The sequence below is a fragment of the Clostridium sp. KNHs216 genome, assembly GCF_006714885.1.
Lineage (GTDB): Bacteria > Bacillota > Clostridia > Oscillospirales > Acutalibacteraceae > Caproiciproducens.
In genome coordinates, this window is sequence record NZ_VFMF01000001.1 from 1708142 (window position 1) to 1728481 (window position 20340).

Consider the following 20340-nt stretch of genomic DNA (forward strand, 5'->3'; position numbering starts at 1 on the left):
AATACTCCCTCTTTTCTCTTTAATTAATGCGTTTTGAACTCGCTGATGCTCAGTGCGGCTTTTCCGTCCGGCAGCGCAACCGGCTCCACGCAGCCTTCACTGTGCAGCGCCCATGGAAGAATAACGCCGGAGTGCCCGCCTCTTCCGCCAATCACGACCACTTCGACATCTTTCGGGGAACGTGTAACCGGCATCGGGTGGCGGTTCGCAAAACTGGCCGGACGCACGGGTACCAGCCCCCGGTTGCGTACCATCGGCACCTCGTGGTAAGCATAGGTATGGATGTGCTCCTGAATCATTTCCTTTGTGAAGCCCGCCTTTTTCAGCATCTGACCGTGGTCCGGAGTCAGGCAGACGATCATCGGTCCCGGCATATACGCATTATTTGAGCCCAGCGTCGTGCAGCACGCCGTGATGGTGTCCAGAAGATCATAGCCGTCCAGACTGAGGAAGTCGATAATATCATGGATCGGTTCGGCCTTCAGCACATACACGGTGGTCGTCTTTGCATCACAGCGGTCTTCGTTAATCATGTTCCAGCATGCGAGTTCCGGTTCTTCCGCGAAACAGTATGTAAATTCCGCCTGGGAGGCGATGCAGTCCAGATCACAGATGCCGGGAACCGAACGGAAGATATTCATAACCACCAGGTTGACCGCACGGCCGATCGTCGCGTTCATCGGCCAGCCCGGTCCCTGACAGCCCTGCTTCCCGGAAATTCCGATCTCCTGCGCAATCGGCCCGGATACGATCAGCATATTGCCGCCCGGATGGGACGTCGTGACAGACTGGTTCAGATTATAATTCTTATTGTTCAGCGCCTTAAATGCCGCAATCAAAATCGGCATCGCCTGCGGGACGCAGCCTGCCATCACCGCCGCGATTGCAACATCCTTCACGGTAACGATTTTGCCGCTTGGGCCGCTAGGGTCACAGAGCTTAAAGGCTTCGTCGAACGGGCAGTACTCCAGCATCTTCTCATAACGCGCCTTTGTGGGCGGAATGATGGGCAAGCCGTCGCTGATATGCTCCCGGTTGAAAAATTCGTTGATCTCTTCCATGTAGCATCCGGGTTCCAGCAGCTGGTCTTCTTCCACCTCAATCTTATTGATGATCGGCAGCAGCCCGTCCTCCGCCGGAGGAATCAAATCCATTTTTGCGGGAATTTTCGCCAGTTCTTCGAGCTTTTCCCCGTTTTCCGTCAGAGAACCGAGGATATAGTCCCATTTCCGGTCGACCTGTTCCGCGATCTCCTCCACCGTGCTGGCCTGCATGACGTCTACGGAGCACATGCACAAGTTTCCGGCCCGGTAAAGCCCCACCCCTTCCGTGATTCCCGTTCCGGGAGGCGCCGTCATGTAGACGGTGGGGATCCCCTGCTTTTCCAGTTCTATGGCGATGACGGTCGTCGAGGATGACGTTCCCATATCCCCGAAGGCAACGATCGCCGCAGCCGGTTTTTCCTTCGAAAGCATCACGGCGTAATCCTCGAGCATCGCGGCATCTTTTCCGCGGACCGTTTCCGTATACTCTACCCAATTCGTAATGCCGAGCTCCGTAAAATGCTCTTTTATTCGGTCAAAGACCGTATAATAATTGCAGAAGCCCAGCTTGGTGTTGTTGTAGAATAGGATTTTCCCTTTTCCCAGTTCCTCGATTGTGGGACGGTGCGCCAGCTTGATCACAGTGCGTTTCTGAATACCTCTCGGGTCCAGCAATGGATGCAGTTTTACCATCTTCGTATCTCTCCTTCTCAATGATTTCATCTAAAAGACCTTACATCCGGCGTTCGGGTAAATCAGGCCGCGATGTGCAAGATACATCTCACATGGATGAATTCACCTCCGCGTATTAAAAAATATTTTGATGTGGCAAAAACAACCTTCGGCATACATGGAAATCCCTCTTGCCGTAAATCTGCAGTTTTAAGGTAGTTTGAATTAGATTCCCCTCTGCTTTGCGCCACCTTTATTATTGCAAATGTATAAATTACAGTCAATACATGATGATTATTTGTCAAGATTGCACGATTGACAATGCAATTGACTGTTTTTTTGACCAATTCGAAGCTGCCGCATAACATGCCGGTCAGTGATTCCTTTTTGCCGTTCCGTTCGTGAAAGCTTCGAGCAATGGAAATATTCGCAAGCGACGGCCTCCCTTCTAATTCTTTCATTCGCTGCAACGGAATCTGCGTCGATTCATTTACCGCCGACCACCGTACAGTCAATCATTTGGAATCCGGTAATGAGACAACGGCCTGAATTCATGTTCATTCTGTCCACTGTCCATTCAATGTCCATTATTAGATTGTATTCCAGCATTGGAATGTGGATAAAGACAAAAAAACCCGCATGGAAATCTGATTTTCTCAGCATCCATGCGGGTTTATTTTTTGTGAAGCATCGGGGACCCGGGCGTTGGCGTTGCAGATCACAGCCGGCTTGGACATCCGAACCGGATACTCTATATCATTTCTTACTCATGTAATACTTATTTTACGGAATCCGTGTTTCTGTGCCAGTTCATATAAATCCAGCATCGTTTCTTCCGTCGGGGAAGGAGCGTTTTCCAGACTTCCGCGCACACCAAAACGACGAAAACGGATCAGCTTTAGTTTTTGCAGAGCTGTTTTTTCCGCCAGTATTTCCGCCGCTCCGCGAATGACGGCTTCAGCGTCCACCCTGCCATTCAGGCAGACAATACGAATTTCTTCCAGGCGGTCCTTATCCGCGAGATAGCGGAGATTGCTTTTGACGATTTCATTGCTGCCGCCGGTCAGAGCGCTGAAAACCTGTGGCTCCCAGCTTTTGACGTCCAGCATGACGCCGTCGCACAGAGAGGTCAGCTCGGGATAAAGGCTGAAATCCACAGTGCCGTTGCTGTCGATCAGCGCAGTCAGCCCAACTTTTTTTACCTTCGTGAAAAGCTCCAGCAAAAATTCCGGGTAAAGCATGCACTCCCCTCCGGAAACCGTAATGCCCCGGATAAACGGAATATTCTTTTGTATGCGCAGAAAAACCTCCTGGGCGTCGAGCATATGAACACGCGGAGAAGCACAGTGCGGACAAACCTTGATGCAGCGGTCGCACGATACGCATTTCCGATCATCCCAGACTACCCGGCCGTCCTGTACGAAAAGAGCTTTCGCAGGGCAGCCGCCGACACAGATTCCGCAATTACAGCATATCTGCTGGGTTTCCGGATTATGACAGTAGGCACAGCGGATATTGCAGCCCTGTAAAAACACGGAAGTCCTGCTTCCCGGACCATCCACCAAACTAAAGGGAATGATTTTGTTGACCGGGGCCGAGGCCATTAAAACCGCACCTTTCTATCAGCAACATGGTTATTTCTGTAATTGTTTACCGCACCATGGGAGGTATCCTGCAAAACAGGCACTCCTTTGCTGAATTTCTCCATTTCACTGCGTTTGGCCAGATAGCCTGTGATCCGGATCAAGTCCCCGTCTTCGATATAGAAGCTTAAATATTTGTCGTCAATGCTGAATGCTCCCTTCACCAGATCCAGAATGGCCGCCGGATTGTTGCGGGCCGTGGTTTCCACCGGAAAGATGTCGGAGACTCCGGTGGGGAAAAAGCGGTGGAACCGGGCGCTGTGGCGGATATGGTCCATAATGTTGTCCGGTTCGTCGCCGACTACGATGCGCACGCCCGGAGTCACACCTTTTTGCGGCGCCAGTCCGGCCTGCGCGTGCAGAAGATAGCGGTCTCCGGTCAGCTTTGAGTATACGGCGGGAAACTCTTCTACAAACCCGTGTATTTTGCACATGATGCGATCGCCGAGATCATTTGCCTCCTCATCGCGGCCATAGCGGAAGCCGCCGTGATCTTTCAGCAGCGTATTGACGCATTCACACAATCCGGCCACACCGAACATACCGACAAAGCGGTCCGGGTCCACAAGGCCCTCTTTCACCAGGAAGGAAGTGTCAAAGAAATGGGACTCTTCCACCATAAAGCGAACGCGCTCATTCATATACTCTCCCAGCGCCTGCAAAGCTTCGGGCAAAAGTTCTTCCATAAACTGTTCCACTCCGGAAGCAAGGTCCGCCAACCTGGGCAGCACAACGCGGGACAGGCAGTATCCGCCTCCCCGCACCGGCAGGATGTTGAAGCAGCTGACAATTCCATAATCGCCGCTGTAGGTCTGCCTGTGGATACGGTGGTTGCAAAACGCCGGGCTGGCACAGGAAAGCGCGGTCAGAACAGCCTGTTCTCCGAAATCGTCGGGCGTAATATCCGGATCGTATTTCAAGGTAAAATTCGGTACGGCGTTTTGTAATTCTTTCTCTGCGTCCAGAATGAGCCGGCCTGCGCGAGTCGCTTCCGGGCCGAGGTTCGCATGACAGTAACCATTCGCGACCGTACGGTCGATAAAATTGAGGAAGCGTTTGATCTTTTTGGATGCCTCCTGATCGGAAACGCCCTCCAGAAACGGATCGATCAGCTTATCCAGATTGCCTACATACACCGGACGGCCTGTCACGGAGGGGATATGACCGTACAGGATGCAGAGGGAGGTCAGCAGATCGTCAAGATCCTCCGGCGGCTTCAGTCGAAGAAATTCACTGCCGTTTTGAACAAATTTCTGAAAATCGGCCAGAATGTAGCGCGGCCGGTAGGGGGCTTTCCCCTCGTTCATATCACACAGAGCGCCTTTTTCAAAATAGTACCGGAATTTATCCGAAACATGCAAAGGGTCCACGGAATTTTCCGCGGCCTGGGCAAGCTGCAGCAGCTTTTGATCGTAAGTGAGGTTTTGCGCTGTGATAATATCCATTACCTGATCCATTACGTACTCCTTCTCTCCATCTCAATTTCATTAAAATCCAAATGATTGTTTCCAGGGGGGCAGGAAAGATACTCTTTTTCCAGAAGCGTTTTCATCCTCTGATAACCTTCCCTGCGAACAGAAATCCCACGGCCCTCCATACAAACCAGACCCCATTTTTTCAACTGCTGAATCCCACGGATAACCGTTTTCAAGCTGGTATTGATTTCGTCGGCCATTTTCTGCCTTGTGGCACAAATGCGCACGGTCCCTTCCTTTGCGTCCCTCTCGTAGTACCGGCAGAGCAGAAACATCAGTCTTTCCGTTGCGCGCAAAGACAGAAAATTCCTTTCATTGCTGGACTGCTCCAGAAGGCGCCGCGTGACTGCGCGGGCCCTTTGAAACAGCACCTCCCCGTTGCCCTGGACCCATGCAAGATAGGTTTCCTGTCCGATGGTGATTATCCGGCAATCGCTTGTAGCGGTCAGCGTTCCCCGGTAAAAAGGATACCCGGCAATCAGTTCGAATTCCCCGAACAGCGAGGGGGCCGTAAATTCGGCGACTACGTAAATATTGCCCGAAGAATCCTGATTTGCCGTCTGTATACTTCCGTGCACAAGAACATATACAAAATCGGCCCGGTCGAGCGGGCTGGCAAGAATATCGCCCTTTTTCAGGTTCTGGACCGCACAGCGCTCCCTGAGAGGACCCGGCATGGAGGCAAACAGCTTAAGCAGTTTTTCCTTTACCGGTTCATCCAGAGAATGAAGATATTGCAGAATATCGGCCATGGGAAATCCTCCTGTTCAAAAATTAACTCTTTTGGCAAAATTGAGCAAGGTCATTTGTCCATTTTCCAAAATTTCTATATAAATTTTAAAAAACCGAACGCTTTGGTACACTTGTCCTTTCCGATAATTGCTGTCTGAACTATAATGAATTCATAAAACAATACAAAATACGGAAAGGATGATAGATTACGAAAAGGATCTTTTTAATTGTGCTTGACAGCTGCGGCATTGGAGGCGCGCCCGACGCCGCCGAATACGGGGATACCGGAAGCGACACGCTCGCGGCGGCCGCCCGGAGCCCCTATTTCAATATGCCCAACATGGGAAAACTGGGCCTGTTTAATATAAACGGAGTCTCCTGCCGCCCCGCGGAAAAGGCACCGCAGGGAGCTTTTGCCCGGATGGCTGAGCACTCAAAAGGCAAGGATACCACCATTGGCCACTGGGAGATTGCGGGAATCGATTCCCCCGCTCCGCTGCCGACTTATCCGAACGGATTCCCACAGGAGATTCTGGACGAATTTTCACGCCGCACCGGCCGCAAAGTATTGTGCAACAAGCCGTACTCGGGAACCGATGTCATCCGTGATTACGGACAGGAGCATGTGGAAACGGGCGCTCTGATTGTGTATACCTCCGCCGACAGCGTCTTCCAGATTGCCGCGCATGAGCAGATCGTTCCGCCGGAGGAGCTTTACCGCTGCTGCCGTGAAGCACGCGGGATTCTCAGAGGGGAGCATGCGGTCGGAAGAGTGATTGCCCGTCCCTTCACCGGGGAATCCCCGAATTTCGTGCGTACATCGAACCGTCATGATTTTTCACTCGAGCCGCCGGCCGACACCATGCTCGACCGGCTCTCCGCAGCAAAAAAGGACGTGATTGCCGTTGGAAAAATCAACGATATTTTCGCGGGACGGGGTATCACCGAATTTATGCGGACATCGGGAAACCGGCAGGGAATCGAAGAAACCATCCGGCTGACACACCGCGATTTTGACGGGCTTTGCTTTACAAATCTGGTTGATTTCGATATGCTGTACGGCCACAGGAACGACGTGGACGGCTACGCGAAGGCGCTGACGGAATTCGATCAAAAGCTTCCCGAAATTCTTGCCGGCCTGAAAGAGGACGATTTGGTAATGATCACCGCCGACCACGGATGCGACCCTTCGACGCCGTCAACGGACCACTCGCGGGAATGTACACCGTGGGTCATTGCGGGCCCCGGCGTAAAACCCGGCGCCAATCTGGGCACCTCGCCCACTTTCGGGGATATCGCCGCGACTGTTCTTGACTTTTTTGGTCTGGAACCTTCTGTGTACGGCAACTCCCGCCTTCAGGACCTTCTTCGGAACGCCCGGTAGAGCAGGAACCCAAAAGAGCCTCCCTTGGACATTGTCAAAGGGAGGCTCTTTATTTTCTGCTTTGTAACGGGGATTATGCCTTGGACTTCTCTTTTTTGATGAGGCTGCGCAGCGCCTCAACCGCAGTTTCAATCGCCGGAGCCGTCTCCCAGACACCGACTTCCCCGCTGTTTTGAAGAGCCTCACGCTCAAGATTGCGGCACAGCAAAAGCACGGTGGCACACCGGACACGCAGCGTGGACGCTACGATAAACAGGGTAGATGATTCCATTTCCGAGCCGAGCGCACCTGCTTTTTTCCAGGCCTCCCATTTCTGGTGAAGCTCGTAGCTGACAGGCATACGGTCGGGGTCGTGCTGACCGTAATAGGAGTCCTTGCATTCCACCACGCCAAGATGATGGCGCTTTCCGAGCCTTGCCGCCGCCTCGTCGAGTTCGCAAACCAGACCGTGATCGGCTATGGCCGGATATTCAATGGGAACATATTCGCGGCCGGTACCGTCTTTTCGGATTGCGCCGGTCGGAATAATCAGGTCCCCGGGCACCAGGCTGCTGTCGATCCCGCCGCAGGTGCCGACGCGGATAAACGTATCGGCGCCAAGCTGAACCAACTCTTCCATGGCGATCGAAGCGGAAGGCCCGCCGATTCCGGTCGAAGTGACACTGACCTTTTCGCCTTCCAGCGTCCCGGTATAGGTGACGTATTCCCGATATGTTTTGATATGTACGGCGTTGTCCAGATAAGCTGCGATTTTGGGTACGCGGCCGGGGTCCCCCGGAAGGATCACATATTTTCCGACGTCACCCACCGCACATTTCAAGTGATGAGTTAGCTGTTGTTCCATTTAAGCGTTTCTCCTTATTTCAGTGATTTCTATAGAATCAATCGGAACGTTTCCTAAGCAAAATCCGGAACGCCCAATTCAATTGCTTTATTTTTAAATTTGATTTACAGCATTTCCAGTTGATTATGCAACAAGTTTGTGTTTCTCCCCCGCCTTCGGCGGGGGAGAAACGTGTTTTGTCTCGCAAACTGAAATGGAATTGCTGTAGGTCGGAAATGTAACCGGTCAGACTGTTTTCAGGAAACCGTCTTTGCATTGACCGCTTTTAAAATCGCCTGTGATGTTTCCTCCATCGTGACAATATTCCCGCCTAAGTTAAGTGTTTTGCAAAGCCGGCTGACATAGGGCTGTTTCAGCATCGATTTTTCCAGCGCCTCAAAATTCCAGAATATTTCAGACGGCGCACCGCTGGTGACCACCTTTTTATTGGCCATAACAATGACACGATCAAAGTTATTCACCACAAATTCCATGTCGTGGGAGATTGTGATCAGTGTTTTTCCTTCTTTGTGCAAATGCTCCAGAATGGAAGAAAGGCGGAGATTTCCCGTCAGATCCTGCCCGGCGGTCGGTTCGTCAAAAATCATGACCTGCGTGTCCATTGCGATAATCGCGGCAATGGAGATGAATTTTCTGATGGAAAACGGAAGGTTAAACGGATTGACATCTCTGTATTGAGCCAGATTGGTGATTTCCAGCGCGTAATCGACCAGTTCTTTGGTTTCCTGCTCCGTTTTGTTCAGCACCTTCGTTCCAAAGGCGACTTCATCGTAAATGGTCGAATGGAAAATCTGATCGTCCGGGTTCTGAAACACATAGCCGACATTGCGGCTCATCTGGGCAATGGTATGATCTTTACTGTTCATATCGCCAATGATGACATCCCCCTTGGTGGGACGCAAAAGGCCGTTGAGCATTTTTACGGTTGTGGTTTTTCCGGCTCCGTTCTGGCCTATAATGGCAATGCATTCGCCTTTTTCGATCTCCATGCTGATATCGTCCACCGCCAGAAATCCACCGGGGTATTCAAAACTGACATGATCCAGCGTTATATAGGCCATTAGCTTTTCCCTCCCTTTGCAAGGTGGCTTTTGACGATGTCTACAGCCTGATGTTCCGTAATCGGTATATTCTTAATCGGCAGGCCGAGTTTTCTCAATTCATTGCCCAGAATGGACATTTGGGGAAGCTGAACATTTTTCTTCAGAAGAGAGATGTCCGACAGAATCTCCTGCTTCGGTCCCGCTTTTATCAATTCACTGTCTTTGAGAACAAGAATTTCGTCGGCGTATTCCGCAAGAAGGTCCACCTTATGCTCGACCAATAGAATGGTCTTATGTTCATTTTTCATTTCGCTGATGATTTTAAATACGCTTTCCGTTCCCTCCGGGTCCAGCTGGGAAGTAGGTTCGTCGATAACCAGAATATCCGGCTTCAGCACGATTGTGGAAGCCAGCGCCACCCGCTGCTGCTGGCCGCCCGAAAGCTCAAAGGGATTTTTCAGCGCAATAGCCGTAATATCCGTCAATTCCATGACATCTGTCACGCGCTGTTCGATCTCATCGGGATCGAAGCCAAAATTTTCAAGTCCAAAAGCCACTTCTTCAAAAACGGTGTCTTTTACCCCGCTGATCTGATTAAAAGGATTCTGGAACACATATCCGAATTTCAGGGCAAGCTCACCCGGGCCATACTCTGTGGTCGGCTTTCCGTCAACCAGGACCTCGCCTTCCAGCGTGCCCTTGTAAAAATCCGGTGCAAAACCGCGCACCAGCGAACAGAGCGTCGTCTTTCCCGACCCGTTTTCTCCGATTACGCCGTAAAACTTTCCCTCTTCAATTTTGAAGCTCATGTTTTTAATGGCAGGTTTCTCGGACAGAGGATATGTATACGTTACATTCTTGAATTCAACTACAGTACCCACAGCAATATCCTCCCTATCAATACAGCCGCCGTTACGATTACGGAAATCACAATCGCTTTGGCCTCATTCCCCGACTTTTTCAGTTCCAGCAGGCGCGTCTTTGGACATTTCGTATCAAAGCCCCTGCATTCAAGGGTCAATACGCGTTCTTCCGTATTCATGATGGAACTGACAACCAAAGGAACAATCATTGGAAAAAACGCTTTGCAGCGGACTATGATATTTCCTTCCGTCTCAATCCCGCGCGCCCTCTGCGCATTCATAATGGTTTTAGAGCTTTTTCCCAGAACTTCGATCATCTGAAAGGTCGAAAGAAAAACGAAGGAAGCCTTATAGCTCATTCCCATTTTTTCAAGGGCATAAGTCATTTCCTTGGTCTCAGTCGTCTGGAACAGCCACAGAAGGATGCCCGCGATGTTTAAAATGATGAAGCACAGAAAAATCGCATGCTGAAGCCCATCCTCATAAATACTGAGGAATCCGAAGCGGAACAGGACCGCGTCGCTGCGGATCAGCAGCGTCTGCACGATAAAGATAAAGGCGACAAAGATAAATATACTTTTGAAAAAGCCAAAAAACTTTTCCCATATGCCGCTGACAGCGAAAAGGACAGGGATCATCAGAAAAAGCGGAATAAGATACAACGCATAACCGTTTACCTTAACAGTCGAAAGAGCAGTTACGCATATGCAGTACAAAATGACGATCCAGCCTTTTGTTGTGGGATACAAGGCGGCTATCGGGTTTTCCTTAACAGCGCTAAGTTTTTCTCTGAACATATGTTGACTCCTTATAAAAGCAGATACCACCTTTTTCATCGTTCAGGGGGGAAAGATAGTATCTGCCTTTTAGTATCCGGTTTATGCGGTTTTTGAGGTGGAGTTTTTGACGTAGTTGTTGCCCAGACTGTATTTGATCAGGTTCCTTGCGGGAATGACTTTAATAATTAACCGGGTAACAACAATCGCGATGATTCGATCTATGCACGTAAACAACAGGCTCGTACCGATGACCGCCTTCCAGATATTGACGCCGGAAGCCATCAGGGTAGCGGCAAACAGGGAATCGGTGGAGCTGGTTACGCCGCCGTATACCAGAACGGCAATCGGTGCCGAAACAATGGTGGATACCAGGGAGGTCAGCACAATGGAGATCACGATCTTCCACCAGGTATCAAACATTTTTGCACGGGCCAGGAAGCCTGCGACAAGGCCCACCGAAATGCTTGTAAGTGCGAACGGAATGCCGCTCGGATTGGTAATGCCGTTCACAAGGCTGCCGATCAGCCCTGTCAAAGCGCCTACCCAGGGTCCGCAGAGCATGGAAACAAAGAATGTGCCGATCGTATCAAGGAAGAGCGGCAGGGACAGAGCGTGGTGGATCTGTGAGCCGACGAAGTTTACGGCCACGGCAATCGGCATTGTCAGCAGAGCCAGCGTGGAAAAATCTTCTTTTATGGAATGTTTTTTCTTTTCAATCATTTGGGGTTCCTCCTCATATTTGTTTACAATAAATGCACTATGTAGTTCTACCAAAAGTCGCAATCGTTCGGTTCTCAAAGCTTCCTACTGAACGAAATCAACAGCACCTCCTCAGAATTTTCTTGCTTACCCTTCCAGCCTCGAAAAAGGCCCGGTGAATCTCCTCCTATCTTCCTTCTGAAACCAATTTTTGCTTTATATAAAGAAAAATTTGCGCGATCGTTACAGCCTCTGGGTGCTCGCCCGCACCATCAGGACAGGTTCGCATTTCTCCAGGTCCGCGGCCGGATGCTTCTTTTCGATCAGTTCGATGAGCTCCTCTGCCGCGCGTTTTCCGATATCCTCAATCGGAATATGCACCGTGGTAAGCGGAACCTCCAAAACGTCGGAAATAAAGATGTCATCATATCCGACCACGGAAAGATCTTTCGGAATGGACAGCCCATAATTGCGGATCGCCTTGTAAATTCCAAGGGCGATCATATCGTTGAATGCGAAAATTGAGGTAACGCCTTTCCCAAGAAGATACGGCAGGCCCTCCTGTCCGCTTTCCAGCTTGTAGTTTCCCATGTATACCAGCGATGGATCGAAGGGGATTCCCGCTTCCTCCAGCGCTTTGCGATAGCCTTCCAGACGTTTGATGGAACTGATGTAATCCTTTGGGCCGGAAATAACGCCGATTTTGCGATGCCCATAGTCGATCAGATGACGGGTAGCAAGATATCCGCCGTAAACATGGTCACATATATCCGCGCAGGAAGTGGCCCCGTTAATGATGACGTCCATTGCGATTGCGGGAATACCCGAACGGATTACGGTCTGGAATCCGCTTTCCAGATTTTTCAGACTGGAAATCGAGGAATGAGGAAAGATGACACCGTCGATTCCCTGGTTCAAGAAAATATTCAGGTACTCCATGTCGTTTTCATTTTCCTGTGAGGAGCTTACCTGAACGACCTGATATCCTTTCACCTTCGCCTGCTTCACAATCCCGCTGATGACCTGAGCGGAGAAAATATTCACGGAATCGGAGACAACACCGATAATATGGGATTTCTTTGTAACAAGGCTTGCCGCAAAGTGATTCGGATAATAATTCATCTCTTTGGCAACAGCCATTACTTTTTCCCGTGTGACCTTGGAAACCCTTGATTCCCGATTGTTGAAAACCAGTGAAACAGTGGTGGTGGAAACACCTGCTTTTTTTGCAACATCCTTAATGGTCGCGCTCATGATTTTCGCCTCCGTATATCGAACTGTATCCCGGACCGAACATTCTTGCACAAAGCTGCCTGAATCTTCAGAAACGAGAATTTTAACCGATTTGTTAAAACGTTTTATCAACTTGCTATTCAGTATAACACAAATTTTAATTTAGTCAATACATGCAAAAAAAATAGTAATTAAAAATTATATTATTGACTTATACTAATATTCTTGATACAATTTCAAATAGAAAATACAAATGTTAAAATTCCGGAAAGAAGGTTTTTACAAATTGATAAAACGGTAAACTAAAAATCAAAACATATCGATGCTGTGATTACAAATCCCAATAAAGACAGTGAGGAAAACCTTTTGAAATCAAAGAAACCTATCAGACATCTCATTCTCTGCATCCTGACGATCAGCTTCGGCCTTTTCATTAACGGGATCGGACTCGCTTTTCTGTATTCCGTTGAGCTCGGCTCTTCCCCGATGGGAACCTTCGCGGATGGGCTGCACAATATACTGCATATCTCGCAGGGAAACGCGAACATCCTTGCCAACGCCGCTTTCCTGATCGTGCTCCTGATCCTGGCAAGAAAATACATCAGCGTGGGTACCGTTCTTTGTACCTTCACACTCGGCCTTTATGTAAATCTGGCCTCCGCCATCATCAGCCCGCTGAATCTGGGAGCTTTGCCCTTACCGGGGAAAATCGCGGTATCCGCCATAGGCACCGTTCTGATGGGGATCGGGCTGGGCATTTATGTCTCTGTAGAGTTCGGTCTGGGGCCTCTTGAAGCGATCGTGGATATTATTTATCGGCACACCAAATTAAAATACAAAACGGCGAAAATCATTTTTGATGCGCTTTTAGGGGTTCTCGGCGTTTTGTTCGGCGGAAAAATCGGCGTTGGCACCGTGATCTCCATTCTGTGCACCGGTATTGTTATGGATGCCGTAATCGGGAAAACCAAACCCTTTTTAACAAAAAAAGTGTCTTAGTATTTGATTTTTCAAGCCCTCCCCTTCGTTCTTTTTTGTCTTATTCCTTTATCCTATTCAGATATTTTCTATCTAAATAAAACCTCCTTACGGGCTTCCTGCACATTGCTGCTGCAAGAAGTTCATAAGGAGGTTTTATAGCATTATTCCCTGCACGCGATCATTGTAATTAGACGCGAGCATTCTAAGACGTGGGTACCATAAAGAAAGTTAGGTAGGTACGATAACGCGAAGCAATAAAGTGCAAACCACTCGTTATCCTTGTAAACTGTAATTGCTTTCATAGGAATCTCAAAGTGAAAAATATTATCCTGTCGTCAATCCATTCAGCCAATTTCGCAGTTGTTGAATCTCTGATTGTGATTTGTCCCGGAACAGGTCGTCGTCCCACAAAAACTGCCATTCGTCTAATAAAAACAACATTCTAGTCCGGATATCATCCGGGAAAGCAGCGGCATATTTGCCGCAATTATTTTCCCATACAAAATGCATATGTTCCATGAATGTCAGGTGTGCAAAATATACGGAACGCAATTGAGTTACGCTCTCATACCACTGGTACATCAAACTCTCACAAGAGTTAACTGTCTCGTTGAGAATGCGCACGAAACCTTCATAAGTTTTTGTATGATAAACAAGTATTGTAATCAGGAGGTTAGACGCATCGTTATAAAGTGACGACCCAAATTTCATGTTTTTAACGCACTTCTTCAGAAAAGTTAACCACGCCTCAGCCAGAGGGTACGCTTGCATATTCATTTCTTCCCAATCCAGTGGGCCGGCACATTTATCTATAAACGCCATACGTTTTTTGTCAACATCCTCAAAGGACAAACTTGACCCAAACACCGCCCAGCCTTTTGGCGGCAGCAGCTCCATCACTCTGGAGAACAAGGGGATGAACTGCTCATGAAATAGGATATATCGGTTTAGCAAATTTATAAACCGTTCGGGAATTTGGGTTAAAAGCCGGCATAACCCTTTGGCAATCGTATCGTTTTCCTCTGTTTCCTGACATTGATAATCGCGAAGCAATTGACGTAGGCATTCATAAAGTACTATGGGTTTATGAAAAAGCCCATTCTTAACCCAAGACAATTTGACGGACCGCTCTGTGCTGTAAAGTAAAAAAACGATCTCCAGCATCTTAGTTTTTTCCTCTATTACGTTCAAGAGCCTTTCACTGTCCTGGTTTGCAGCCTTTTGGCAAAGCTCTGACAGTTCTACGGAAGATTGAAATCCGCACCCCCTTTCCACGGCATCTATTGCGTTGTAAAAGTCTATGGGAGCATTGCAGGTTATCCCTTCGATCAGATCCCTGGAATATTTCTTGTCTGTATCACTACGGCATCTTAGAATATCTACCTCTATTTTTAAAGCTGCCAGTGAGTCCCACACATTATTCACGGCGTTTTCTCTCCTCTTCGCTGTTCCAAATCAGGCAGGATTCATCTTCAAGCATATTCCAAAGCTCTATAAAGGCATCTGCTATATAACCCGGATTGGAAACCACCTGAAGAATATGATGAGTATCACCCATATGATTGAGAGAAGTACCCAGTGACCACGCTTTTGGTTCCTCTTTGGGATGAATAACAACCAGAAACCGATCATGAAAAGAATATCCGAAATGATCGTGTTGAACTCGCCACTGGATATTGATCCCTATTTGGTTGCTCCTTGTCCTCAGTGTATCTCTTTGTGTTTTTTTCCAATCCTCCAGCCCCGAACTGCTCGAATCCTTTTTATATACCTTATTGGAGGTAATGGCTTTCAGCTTCAGGCCAAATAAGTCAGTGAAATACCAAGTCTCCAGCAAGTCATCAGCGGTGAGATAAGGATCCCAAAGATAAACCTCTTCTTTAGGCCCCGCGTTCATTAATACACGCAAATCCGCCAGGGCACGAACCCGATCGCTAGTCCCTTTCGCATATTGGATAAACTCCTTCCCATGCTCCAACTCCTCCATTCTCCGTTGATAATGCCGCTGATTCACAGCATTTTCCCACGGAAGCATCGGAGCACCAACCGAGATAAGTTCACCGGAATTAATTGTTATATGTTTCTCATAACCGTTTGGAAGTTGAATCGTCCGTACTGTATCTGGACTTCCGGCAATTGTAAAGATATTGCTAAGTTGGCGCATCATGGAGGTGGTTTGCTGCAGGACTGGAATATGATATGATGTATCAGTCAGCGTGATCGTGTAAGGTCCACCAGTGTCTTCAACAGACAAAGAAAGCTCATTTTTAAGCACTCCTTGAGCTGAAGCAAACCCCATTATAGCATGATCGTGCTCTGCGAACATTGTCAGACAATATCTGGATCTATCCGGAACCCGATTATCAAAGATAACTTTACATGTGACACTATTTTCATTTCCGCTTAATTGAACATGTGCAATCTGTTCTGGCAGTTGAAATATTACATTACCAATCCGATCAGAAATAGTAAAAAGATCCACAGGCAACAGTTCCCTGATTCGGAGGGCGGACCTTTTTATGTCTTTCTGTGGGATTCGTTCATAAATGTTCTTCTTCTCACAAAAATACTCTAGAGTCATACTTCCACCGCGGAAATTGTTTTTTAAAATACGGTTGAGTGGAAGAGTGAGAGTACTATCAGAAGGCACAAAGATAGACGGAACTGGTTTCAAATGATCAAGCTGGAGCGGACCGAGAGGCGTTTCTATATGTTCTGCACCGTCTTCGATTTGTTGGCAGATAGTTAAGGCGGTTTCTATAGAGATATGGTACTGAACAAGGGCAAGATTATGGTTATTTCCACAATGCTCGTTTTTACTTGTTAAAAAGACAGGTTCGACAGCAATATTTTCCCGAGATTCAAAAGTAAAAATAGTAAACAGATTAAAAGCAGTTTGACTATGGTTTAAAATGCAGCAGACAGTGACCTCACACGAATGATAAAATCCTAACACTCCAGGGCTCGTCCATGTACGCAATTGGTCAATTTGTTTCAAGTAACAACCCCCATCTAACACTTATAGAAAATTCCCATGCTTACGTCAGCCGCTTGTTATAGCCAACCCAAACTTTTCATTATTGCTAAACTACGGCACTTCAATTAGTGCCCCGATAAAGGCAACTGCTTGGTATTATCAAGTGGCTGTTTTTATTATATATCGGAATTTCCCATAAAACAACAAGGAAGGAGTAATATGGCTCGTTCCCCCTCTGATGACGAATAAATTTTATATAAGTCTTGCCACCGCAGGCAGCTTTTTTCATGCCCAAATAATTGATAGGAGGTAAAGAATATGTAGTTCTTCACTTCGGCGGTTAGCACATTGCAAATTCTTGTGGTCGCGCTGGACGAGGGACTTGCCGTGTGGGGTGTTATCAACCTTCTGGAAAGATTATGGCTGATAATCCAGGCGTGACAGTGTCTGTAAGGAAGCAACTACCGGATGCACTAATAACAGGATAGACAGCCAGCAGTCGGAAATGTATAATAATATGAGCGTTTCCATGCAACGCAAGGGATTCTTAAGAATAGAGGTCTATCTATGGAATTTAATGAAAAACTGCAACAGCTTAGAAAAGAAAAGTCAATGACGCAAGAACAACTCGCAGAAAAATTATTTGTGTCCAGAACTGCAATATCAAAATGGGAAAGCGGCAAAGGATATCCGAATATTGATTCGCTTAAAAGCATATCGAAACTTTTCTCTGTCTCTATCGATAATTTGTTGTCGGGTGAAGAATTGATTTCTCTTGCCGAAAGCGAAAACCTCGCGAATATAAATAAGATTTACAGCTTGATTTTTGGGATTTTAGATTTGATGGCATTGACCTTTCTATTCCTTCCCCTGTACGGATACCAGGAAGGCGAGTTTGTTCGCAAGGTAAACCTGTTTGCGCTTCAGGACATTTCCGCTATTACCCGTGCTATATTTTTTATCTTTCCTATCCTGATGGCTGCATTTGGTATTATTGAATTAGTTATACAGCATTATGATAATGATAAATGGCTGAATATCAGCAAAATTTGTTCCATATTTTTACAAGCGTTTATAATACTCGCACTGATTGCAACGCGCCATCCCTACGCTATAGCTCTTATGTTCGTCTTATTTATGATTAAGGTTGTACTTTTGATAAGGAGCAGCCGTAGTAAGTAAAATGGCTTAATTCCTTGAGATAAAACCTCTGACACGAAAAGTGTCGGAGGTTTTTTGCGTTGTGACGATTGGTTTCTTGAATATTTTCATGCTCGGCCACACAATGAGGCTGTGGCTTGCGCACAGTTACACAACAATAAAACAGAAAAGGAAGAAAGATACGATGAAAAATAAAAAGCACTTTATTTTTGCTGGAACACTGCTCCTGCTATTCCTTCTATTCACAGTAAGCGTTTTAACATTTGATGTTAGCCCCATAGGGCCAGAGAAATCCGTTGTTGCATTTGCTGCCTTAAATAGTTCCATGTTCAAATTACTTGGAGAAAACTTAATGTGGTATCATATCACAAACTGGCTCGGTGTTGTGGCTATCCTTGTTGCTTTGGGATTTGCAATATTAGGGTTGGTGCAACTAATTAAAAGAAAAAGTATCAAGCGCGTAGACAGCAGCATACTGGTGCTTGGGGTATTTTATATTGTGGTAATGGCTTCATATCTATTTTTTGAAATTTTCGTTGTTAATTACAGGCCGATTCTGTTAGGCAGCACATTAGAAGCGTCCTATCCGTCTTCCCATACGATGATTGTTCTATGTATCATGTCTACCGCAATGATGCAGTTCCATACACGGATTAAGAATAAACCCTTAAAAATTGCAGTCGAGGTCATATCCGCTGCTATAATTGCTGTAACAGTGATCGGGCGTTTTGTTTCAGGGGTGCATTGGTTCACCGATATTATAGGCGGTTTACTATTAGGCTCCGCACTTAATATGTTTTATTATGCAACGGTTAAGCAACTATCAAAAAATGAACAATCCTAAATTACGGATTGTTACCCACATATCGCGGCGTCTGGGCGCTTCGGGAGTACCCGGCAGGGTAGCTATTTATGGTGCACCTCTTGACATCCTGTGCTTATATGAGATAATATAAATCAAACGATTGATTGAATATGTACTGAGGTGCTTATGTCTGAACCGGATACAAAACTAAAAATCATACAGGCAGCCAAAAAACTGTTTGCACAAAACGGATTTGACGGTACGTCAACAAGGGACATTGTCTTTGCTGCAGGCGTAAACATCTCGCTGATTTCGTATTATTTTGGAAGCAAGGGAAATCTGTTTTTTGCACTGTTTGAAGGATTCCCGGCCCCCGCATATGACAGAATGCCAGAGAATTGTGACCAACTCCTGGAGGAACTGTCCGGTATCATTGCCGGAATTGTAATGTTGCGATTTGATGAACCGGATTTGGTCACTATTTTACAGCAGGAACTTTATCGGCAGAGTGCGAGATCGGAAAAGCTGGTGGAGCTTTTGGCCCCCACTTGGAACCGTATCCGTGCGCTTATTGAGTTGGGCAAGGCGCAAGGCCTTTTCCGGGTAGCGCACGTGGACACAGCATTATCCTTTGTCATGGCGGCAGCGTCTTTTCCGAGACAGCACTCTTTTTATCGGGGTTATCTGCGGGAAAGAGAAAATCCGCAGGACGTCGCCAGAGAAACCTTAACGTTTATTCTCAGAGGTTTGGGGTGCGTCGAGCAAGAATAAGGAGGCGAGTTAAAATGAAGTTGTTTTTTAAGGATCAGGCGTTTTCTTTTGAGCTGCTGCGGGCAGTTTCCTACAGCGGCTATCAGGGTGCGGAGTTGGGAGAATGTCTGGCGATTGCGGCAAATATCCGCGAGGGAGACTTTAACAGTTGGTTCGTCGAGTGGAACAAGGCCGCCGAGCGCCTGCACAAACTTGGCAAGTCCTGTCTGGAGAACGGCCGGGAGGTCAGTGGCCGGGAGGCTCTGCTGCGTGCGTCCAATTACTACAGAACGGCGGAGTTTTTTCTCTCCCCCGACGATCCTCGGCGGAAGGTGTCGTATCGGGGAAGCACCGACACCTTCCGAGAAGCCATGCGCCATATGGATTTCCACTGCGAAGCCGTGAAATTCCCCTATGAAGGGAGTTATCTGTCCGGCTATTTTTACCGCGCTTCCGGTGACGACGCCTCCGTCCCGAGGGCAACTCTGGTAATGCTTGGAGGCTTCGATTCCACTTGCGAGGAGCTTTATTTTGCCGGTGCGGCCGCTGCGATCAAGAGAGGATACCATTGCCTGATTTTCGACGGACCCGGCCAGGGCGAGACCTTGCGCATTCAGGAAAAGCCCACGCGCTTTGATTTTGAAGTGCCCGTGGGCGCGGCACTGGATTATCTGGAAACACGGCCCGAAGTCGATCAACGCCGCATCGCGCTGATGGGAATGAGTATGGGTGGATATTACGCGCCTCGGGCGGCGGCATTTGATAAAAGGATCTCCGCTTGCATCGCCTATGACGTCCTTTACGACGTATGGACGTCGATGCTGAATAAAAATCCCAAGCTGCGGATCGTCGAACGGCTTTCACCCGCAGCCGCTGAGTTTGTCATGGGTATGGCTATGAAAACCAACGCCTCTCTGCGCTGGATGGTTCAAAACGCTCTGTGGGTTTACGGACTGGAGCATCGGTATGAACTTCTGAAAGCCGTTCCCCAATATACCCTGCGGGAGGTGGCCGGCCAGATCAAATGCCCTATGCTTATCCTCGTTGGAGAGGCTGATCATTTTGTTTCCGCGGAACAAGTTGACGAGCTTGTAAAACGGCTGCACTGCCCTTCCACGGTGCGTATATTCACGAAAAGAGAGGGCGCGGAGGAACACTGTCAGGAAGGAAATCACGCGCTGCTGCATCAGGTCGTTTTTGATTGGTTGGATGAGCAACTGCCTTCCAAGCCCATATAAAAATCGATATGCGTAAAT

At 47.8% G+C, this 20340-nt stretch carries 18 protein-coding genes and 1 pseudogene; 7 read left to right on the forward strand and 12 right to left on the reverse strand.

The annotated features are described in order from the left end of the window. Positions 1 to 23 precede the first annotated feature (23 nt). The 4 genes from LY85_RS08280 to LY85_RS08295 all read right to left on the reverse strand — a co-directional run bounded on the left by LY85_RS08280 (position 24) and on the right by LY85_RS08295 (position 5585). A complete protein-coding gene (locus LY85_RS08280; protein WP_141826255.1) occupies positions 24 to 1736 on the reverse strand; it encodes a hypothetical protein in 1713 nt (570 codons plus the stop codon). 746 nt (positions 1737 to 2482) lie between these two features. Continuing rightward, the gene (locus LY85_RS08285) at positions 2483 to 3319 is read right to left on the reverse strand and encodes a YjjW family glycine radical enzyme activase (RefSeq protein WP_141826256.1); all 837 of its coding nucleotides are present in this window, start codon (positions 3317 to 3319) and stop codon (positions 2483 to 2485) included. Next, on the reverse strand, positions 3319 to 4815 hold the full coding sequence (locus LY85_RS08290) for a YjjI family glycine radical enzyme (RefSeq protein WP_141826257.1): 1497 nt from the start codon (positions 4813 to 4815) through the stop codon (positions 3319 to 3321). The genes LY85_RS08285 and LY85_RS08290 overlap by 1 nt, the downstream gene beginning before the upstream one ends. Further along, positions 4815 to 5585 (reverse strand): Crp/Fnr family transcriptional regulator, encoded by a 771-nt coding sequence (locus LY85_RS08295; protein WP_141826258.1) that lies wholly within the window; start codon positions 5583 to 5585, stop codon positions 4815 to 4817. The genes LY85_RS08290 and LY85_RS08295 overlap by 1 nt, the downstream gene beginning before the upstream one ends. A gap of 185 nt (positions 5586 to 5770) precedes the next feature. On the opposite strand from LY85_RS08295, the gene LY85_RS08300 reads away from it, so the two are divergent. Then, positions 5771 to 6949: a phosphopentomutase gene (locus LY85_RS08300; RefSeq protein WP_141826259.1), complete on the forward strand. Its 1179-nt coding sequence runs from the start codon at positions 5771 to 5773 to the stop codon at positions 6947 to 6949. 73 nt (positions 6950 to 7022) lie between these two features. Here LY85_RS08300 and udp read toward each other — a convergent pair whose 3' ends face one another. The 6 genes from udp to LY85_RS08330 form a co-directional block, all read right to left on the reverse strand. Further along, positions 7023 to 7793, reverse strand: a complete 771-nt coding sequence (gene udp, locus LY85_RS08305; protein ID WP_141826260.1) for a uridine phosphorylase — start codon at positions 7791 to 7793, stop codon at positions 7023 to 7025. 236 nt (positions 7794 to 8029) lie between these two features. Continuing rightward, on the reverse strand, positions 8030 to 8854 hold the full coding sequence (locus LY85_RS08310) for an ABC transporter ATP-binding protein (RefSeq protein ID WP_141826261.1): 825 nt from the start codon (positions 8852 to 8854) through the stop codon (positions 8030 to 8032). After that, positions 8854 to 9717 (reverse strand): ABC transporter ATP-binding protein, encoded by an 864-nt coding sequence (locus tag LY85_RS08315; RefSeq protein WP_141826262.1) that lies wholly within the window; start codon positions 9715 to 9717, stop codon positions 8854 to 8856. Before LY85_RS08315 ends, LY85_RS08310 begins: the two co-directional genes overlap by 1 nt. Then, positions 9705 to 10496 (reverse strand): energy-coupling factor transporter transmembrane component T, encoded by a 792-nt coding sequence (locus LY85_RS08320; RefSeq protein ID WP_038325772.1) that lies wholly within the window; start codon positions 10494 to 10496, stop codon positions 9705 to 9707. The genes LY85_RS08315 and LY85_RS08320 overlap by 13 nt, the downstream gene beginning before the upstream one ends. A gap of 81 nt (positions 10497 to 10577) precedes the next feature. Then, a complete protein-coding gene (locus LY85_RS08325) occupies positions 10578 to 11198 on the reverse strand; it encodes an ECF transporter S component (RefSeq protein WP_141826263.1) in 621 nt (206 codons plus the stop codon). A 222-nt stretch (positions 11199 to 11420) separates the two neighbouring features. Further along, on the reverse strand, positions 11421 to 12431 hold the full coding sequence (locus LY85_RS08330; protein WP_038325774.1) for a LacI family DNA-binding transcriptional regulator: 1011 nt from the start codon (positions 12429 to 12431) through the stop codon (positions 11421 to 11423). 345 nt (positions 12432 to 12776) lie between these two features. On the opposite strand from LY85_RS08330, the gene LY85_RS08335 reads away from it, so the two are divergent. Further along, positions 12777 to 13409: a YitT family protein gene (locus LY85_RS08335; protein ID WP_038325775.1), complete on the forward strand. Its 633-nt coding sequence runs from the start codon at positions 12777 to 12779 to the stop codon at positions 13407 to 13409. 306 nt (positions 13410 to 13715) lie between these two features. Here the strand turns inward: LY85_RS08335 and LY85_RS08340 are convergent, their stop codons facing one another. Both LY85_RS08340 and LY85_RS08345 read right to left on the reverse strand, forming a co-directional pair. Then, the gene (locus LY85_RS08340; protein WP_141826264.1) at positions 13716 to 14816 is read right to left on the reverse strand and encodes a hypothetical protein; all 1101 of its coding nucleotides are present in this window, start codon (positions 14814 to 14816) and stop codon (positions 13716 to 13718) included. Continuing rightward, on the reverse strand, positions 14809 to 16389 hold the full coding sequence (locus LY85_RS08345) for a VPA1262 family N-terminal domain-containing protein (protein ID WP_141826265.1): 1581 nt from the start codon (positions 16387 to 16389) through the stop codon (positions 14809 to 14811). The genes LY85_RS08340 and LY85_RS08345 overlap by 8 nt, the downstream gene beginning before the upstream one ends. Before the next feature lie 327 nt (positions 16390 to 16716). Here LY85_RS08345 and LY85_RS19775 point away from each other — a divergent pair. From LY85_RS19775 to LY85_RS08370, 5 genes and pseudogenes are all read left to right on the forward strand, one after another. Then, positions 16717 to 16805 (forward strand): annotated as a pseudogene (locus LY85_RS19775) (Maff2 family protein); the annotation flags it as partial. 130 nt (positions 16806 to 16935) lie between these two features. After that, the gene (locus LY85_RS08355; protein WP_141826266.1) at positions 16936 to 17550 is read left to right on the forward strand and encodes a helix-turn-helix transcriptional regulator; all 615 of its coding nucleotides are present in this window, start codon (positions 16936 to 16938) and stop codon (positions 17548 to 17550) included. A gap of 163 nt (positions 17551 to 17713) precedes the next feature. Next, complete coding sequence (locus LY85_RS08360) at positions 17714 to 18373, forward strand: phosphatase PAP2 family protein (protein WP_141826267.1); 660 nt, start codon at positions 17714 to 17716, stop codon at positions 18371 to 18373. 147 nt (positions 18374 to 18520) lie between these two features. After that, positions 18521 to 19105 (forward strand): TetR/AcrR family transcriptional regulator, encoded by a 585-nt coding sequence (locus tag LY85_RS08365; protein ID WP_141826268.1) that lies wholly within the window; start codon positions 18521 to 18523, stop codon positions 19103 to 19105. 14 nt (positions 19106 to 19119) lie between these two features. Continuing rightward, positions 19120 to 20322: an alpha/beta fold hydrolase gene (locus LY85_RS08370; RefSeq protein ID WP_141826269.1), complete on the forward strand. Its 1203-nt coding sequence runs from the start codon at positions 19120 to 19122 to the stop codon at positions 20320 to 20322. Positions 20323 to 20340: the final 18 nt, after the last annotated feature.

Excerpts from the sequence above, each read along its gene's own strand:
- LY85_RS08280 (WP_141826255.1), bottom strand. The coding sequence starts at position 1,736 with ATGGTAAAACTGCATCCATTGCTGGACCCGAGAGGTATTCAGAAACGC.
- LY85_RS08285 (WP_141826256.1), bottom strand. The coding sequence starts at position 3,319 with ATGGCCTCGGCCCCGGTCAACAAAATCATTCCCTTTAGTTTGGTGGAT.
- LY85_RS08290 (WP_141826257.1), bottom strand. The coding sequence starts at position 4,815 with ATGGATCAGGTAATGGATATTATCACAGCGCAAAACCTCACTTACGAT.
- LY85_RS08295 (WP_141826258.1), bottom strand. The coding sequence starts at position 5,585 with ATGGCCGATATTCTGCAATATCTTCATTCTCTGGATGAACCGGTAAAG.
- udp (WP_141826260.1), bottom strand. The coding sequence starts at position 7,793 with ATGGAACAACAGCTAACTCATCACTTGAAATGTGCGGTGGGTGACGTC.
- LY85_RS08310 (WP_141826261.1), bottom strand. The coding sequence starts at position 8,854 with ATGGCCTATATAACGCTGGATCATGTCAGTTTTGAATACCCCGGTGGA.
- LY85_RS08320 (WP_038325772.1), bottom strand. The coding sequence starts at position 10,496 with ATGTTCAGAGAAAAACTTAGCGCTGTTAAGGAAAACCCGATAGCCGCC.
- LY85_RS08325 (WP_141826263.1), bottom strand. The coding sequence starts at position 11,198 with ATGATTGAAAAGAAAAAACATTCCATAAAAGAAGATTTTTCCACGCTG.
- LY85_RS08330 (WP_038325774.1), bottom strand. The coding sequence starts at position 12,431 with ATGAGCGCGACCATTAAGGATGTTGCAAAAAAAGCAGGTGTTTCCACC.
- LY85_RS08355 (WP_141826266.1), top strand. The coding sequence starts at position 16,936 with ATGGAATTTAATGAAAAACTGCAACAGCTTAGAAAAGAAAAGTCAATG.
- LY85_RS08360 (WP_141826267.1), top strand. The coding sequence starts at position 17,714 with ATGAAAAATAAAAAGCACTTTATTTTTGCTGGAACACTGCTCCTGCTA.
- LY85_RS08365 (WP_141826268.1), top strand. The coding sequence starts at position 18,521 with ATGTCTGAACCGGATACAAAACTAAAAATCATACAGGCAGCCAAAAAA.
- LY85_RS08370 (WP_141826269.1), top strand. The coding sequence starts at position 19,120 with ATGAAGTTGTTTTTTAAGGATCAGGCGTTTTCTTTTGAGCTGCTGCGG.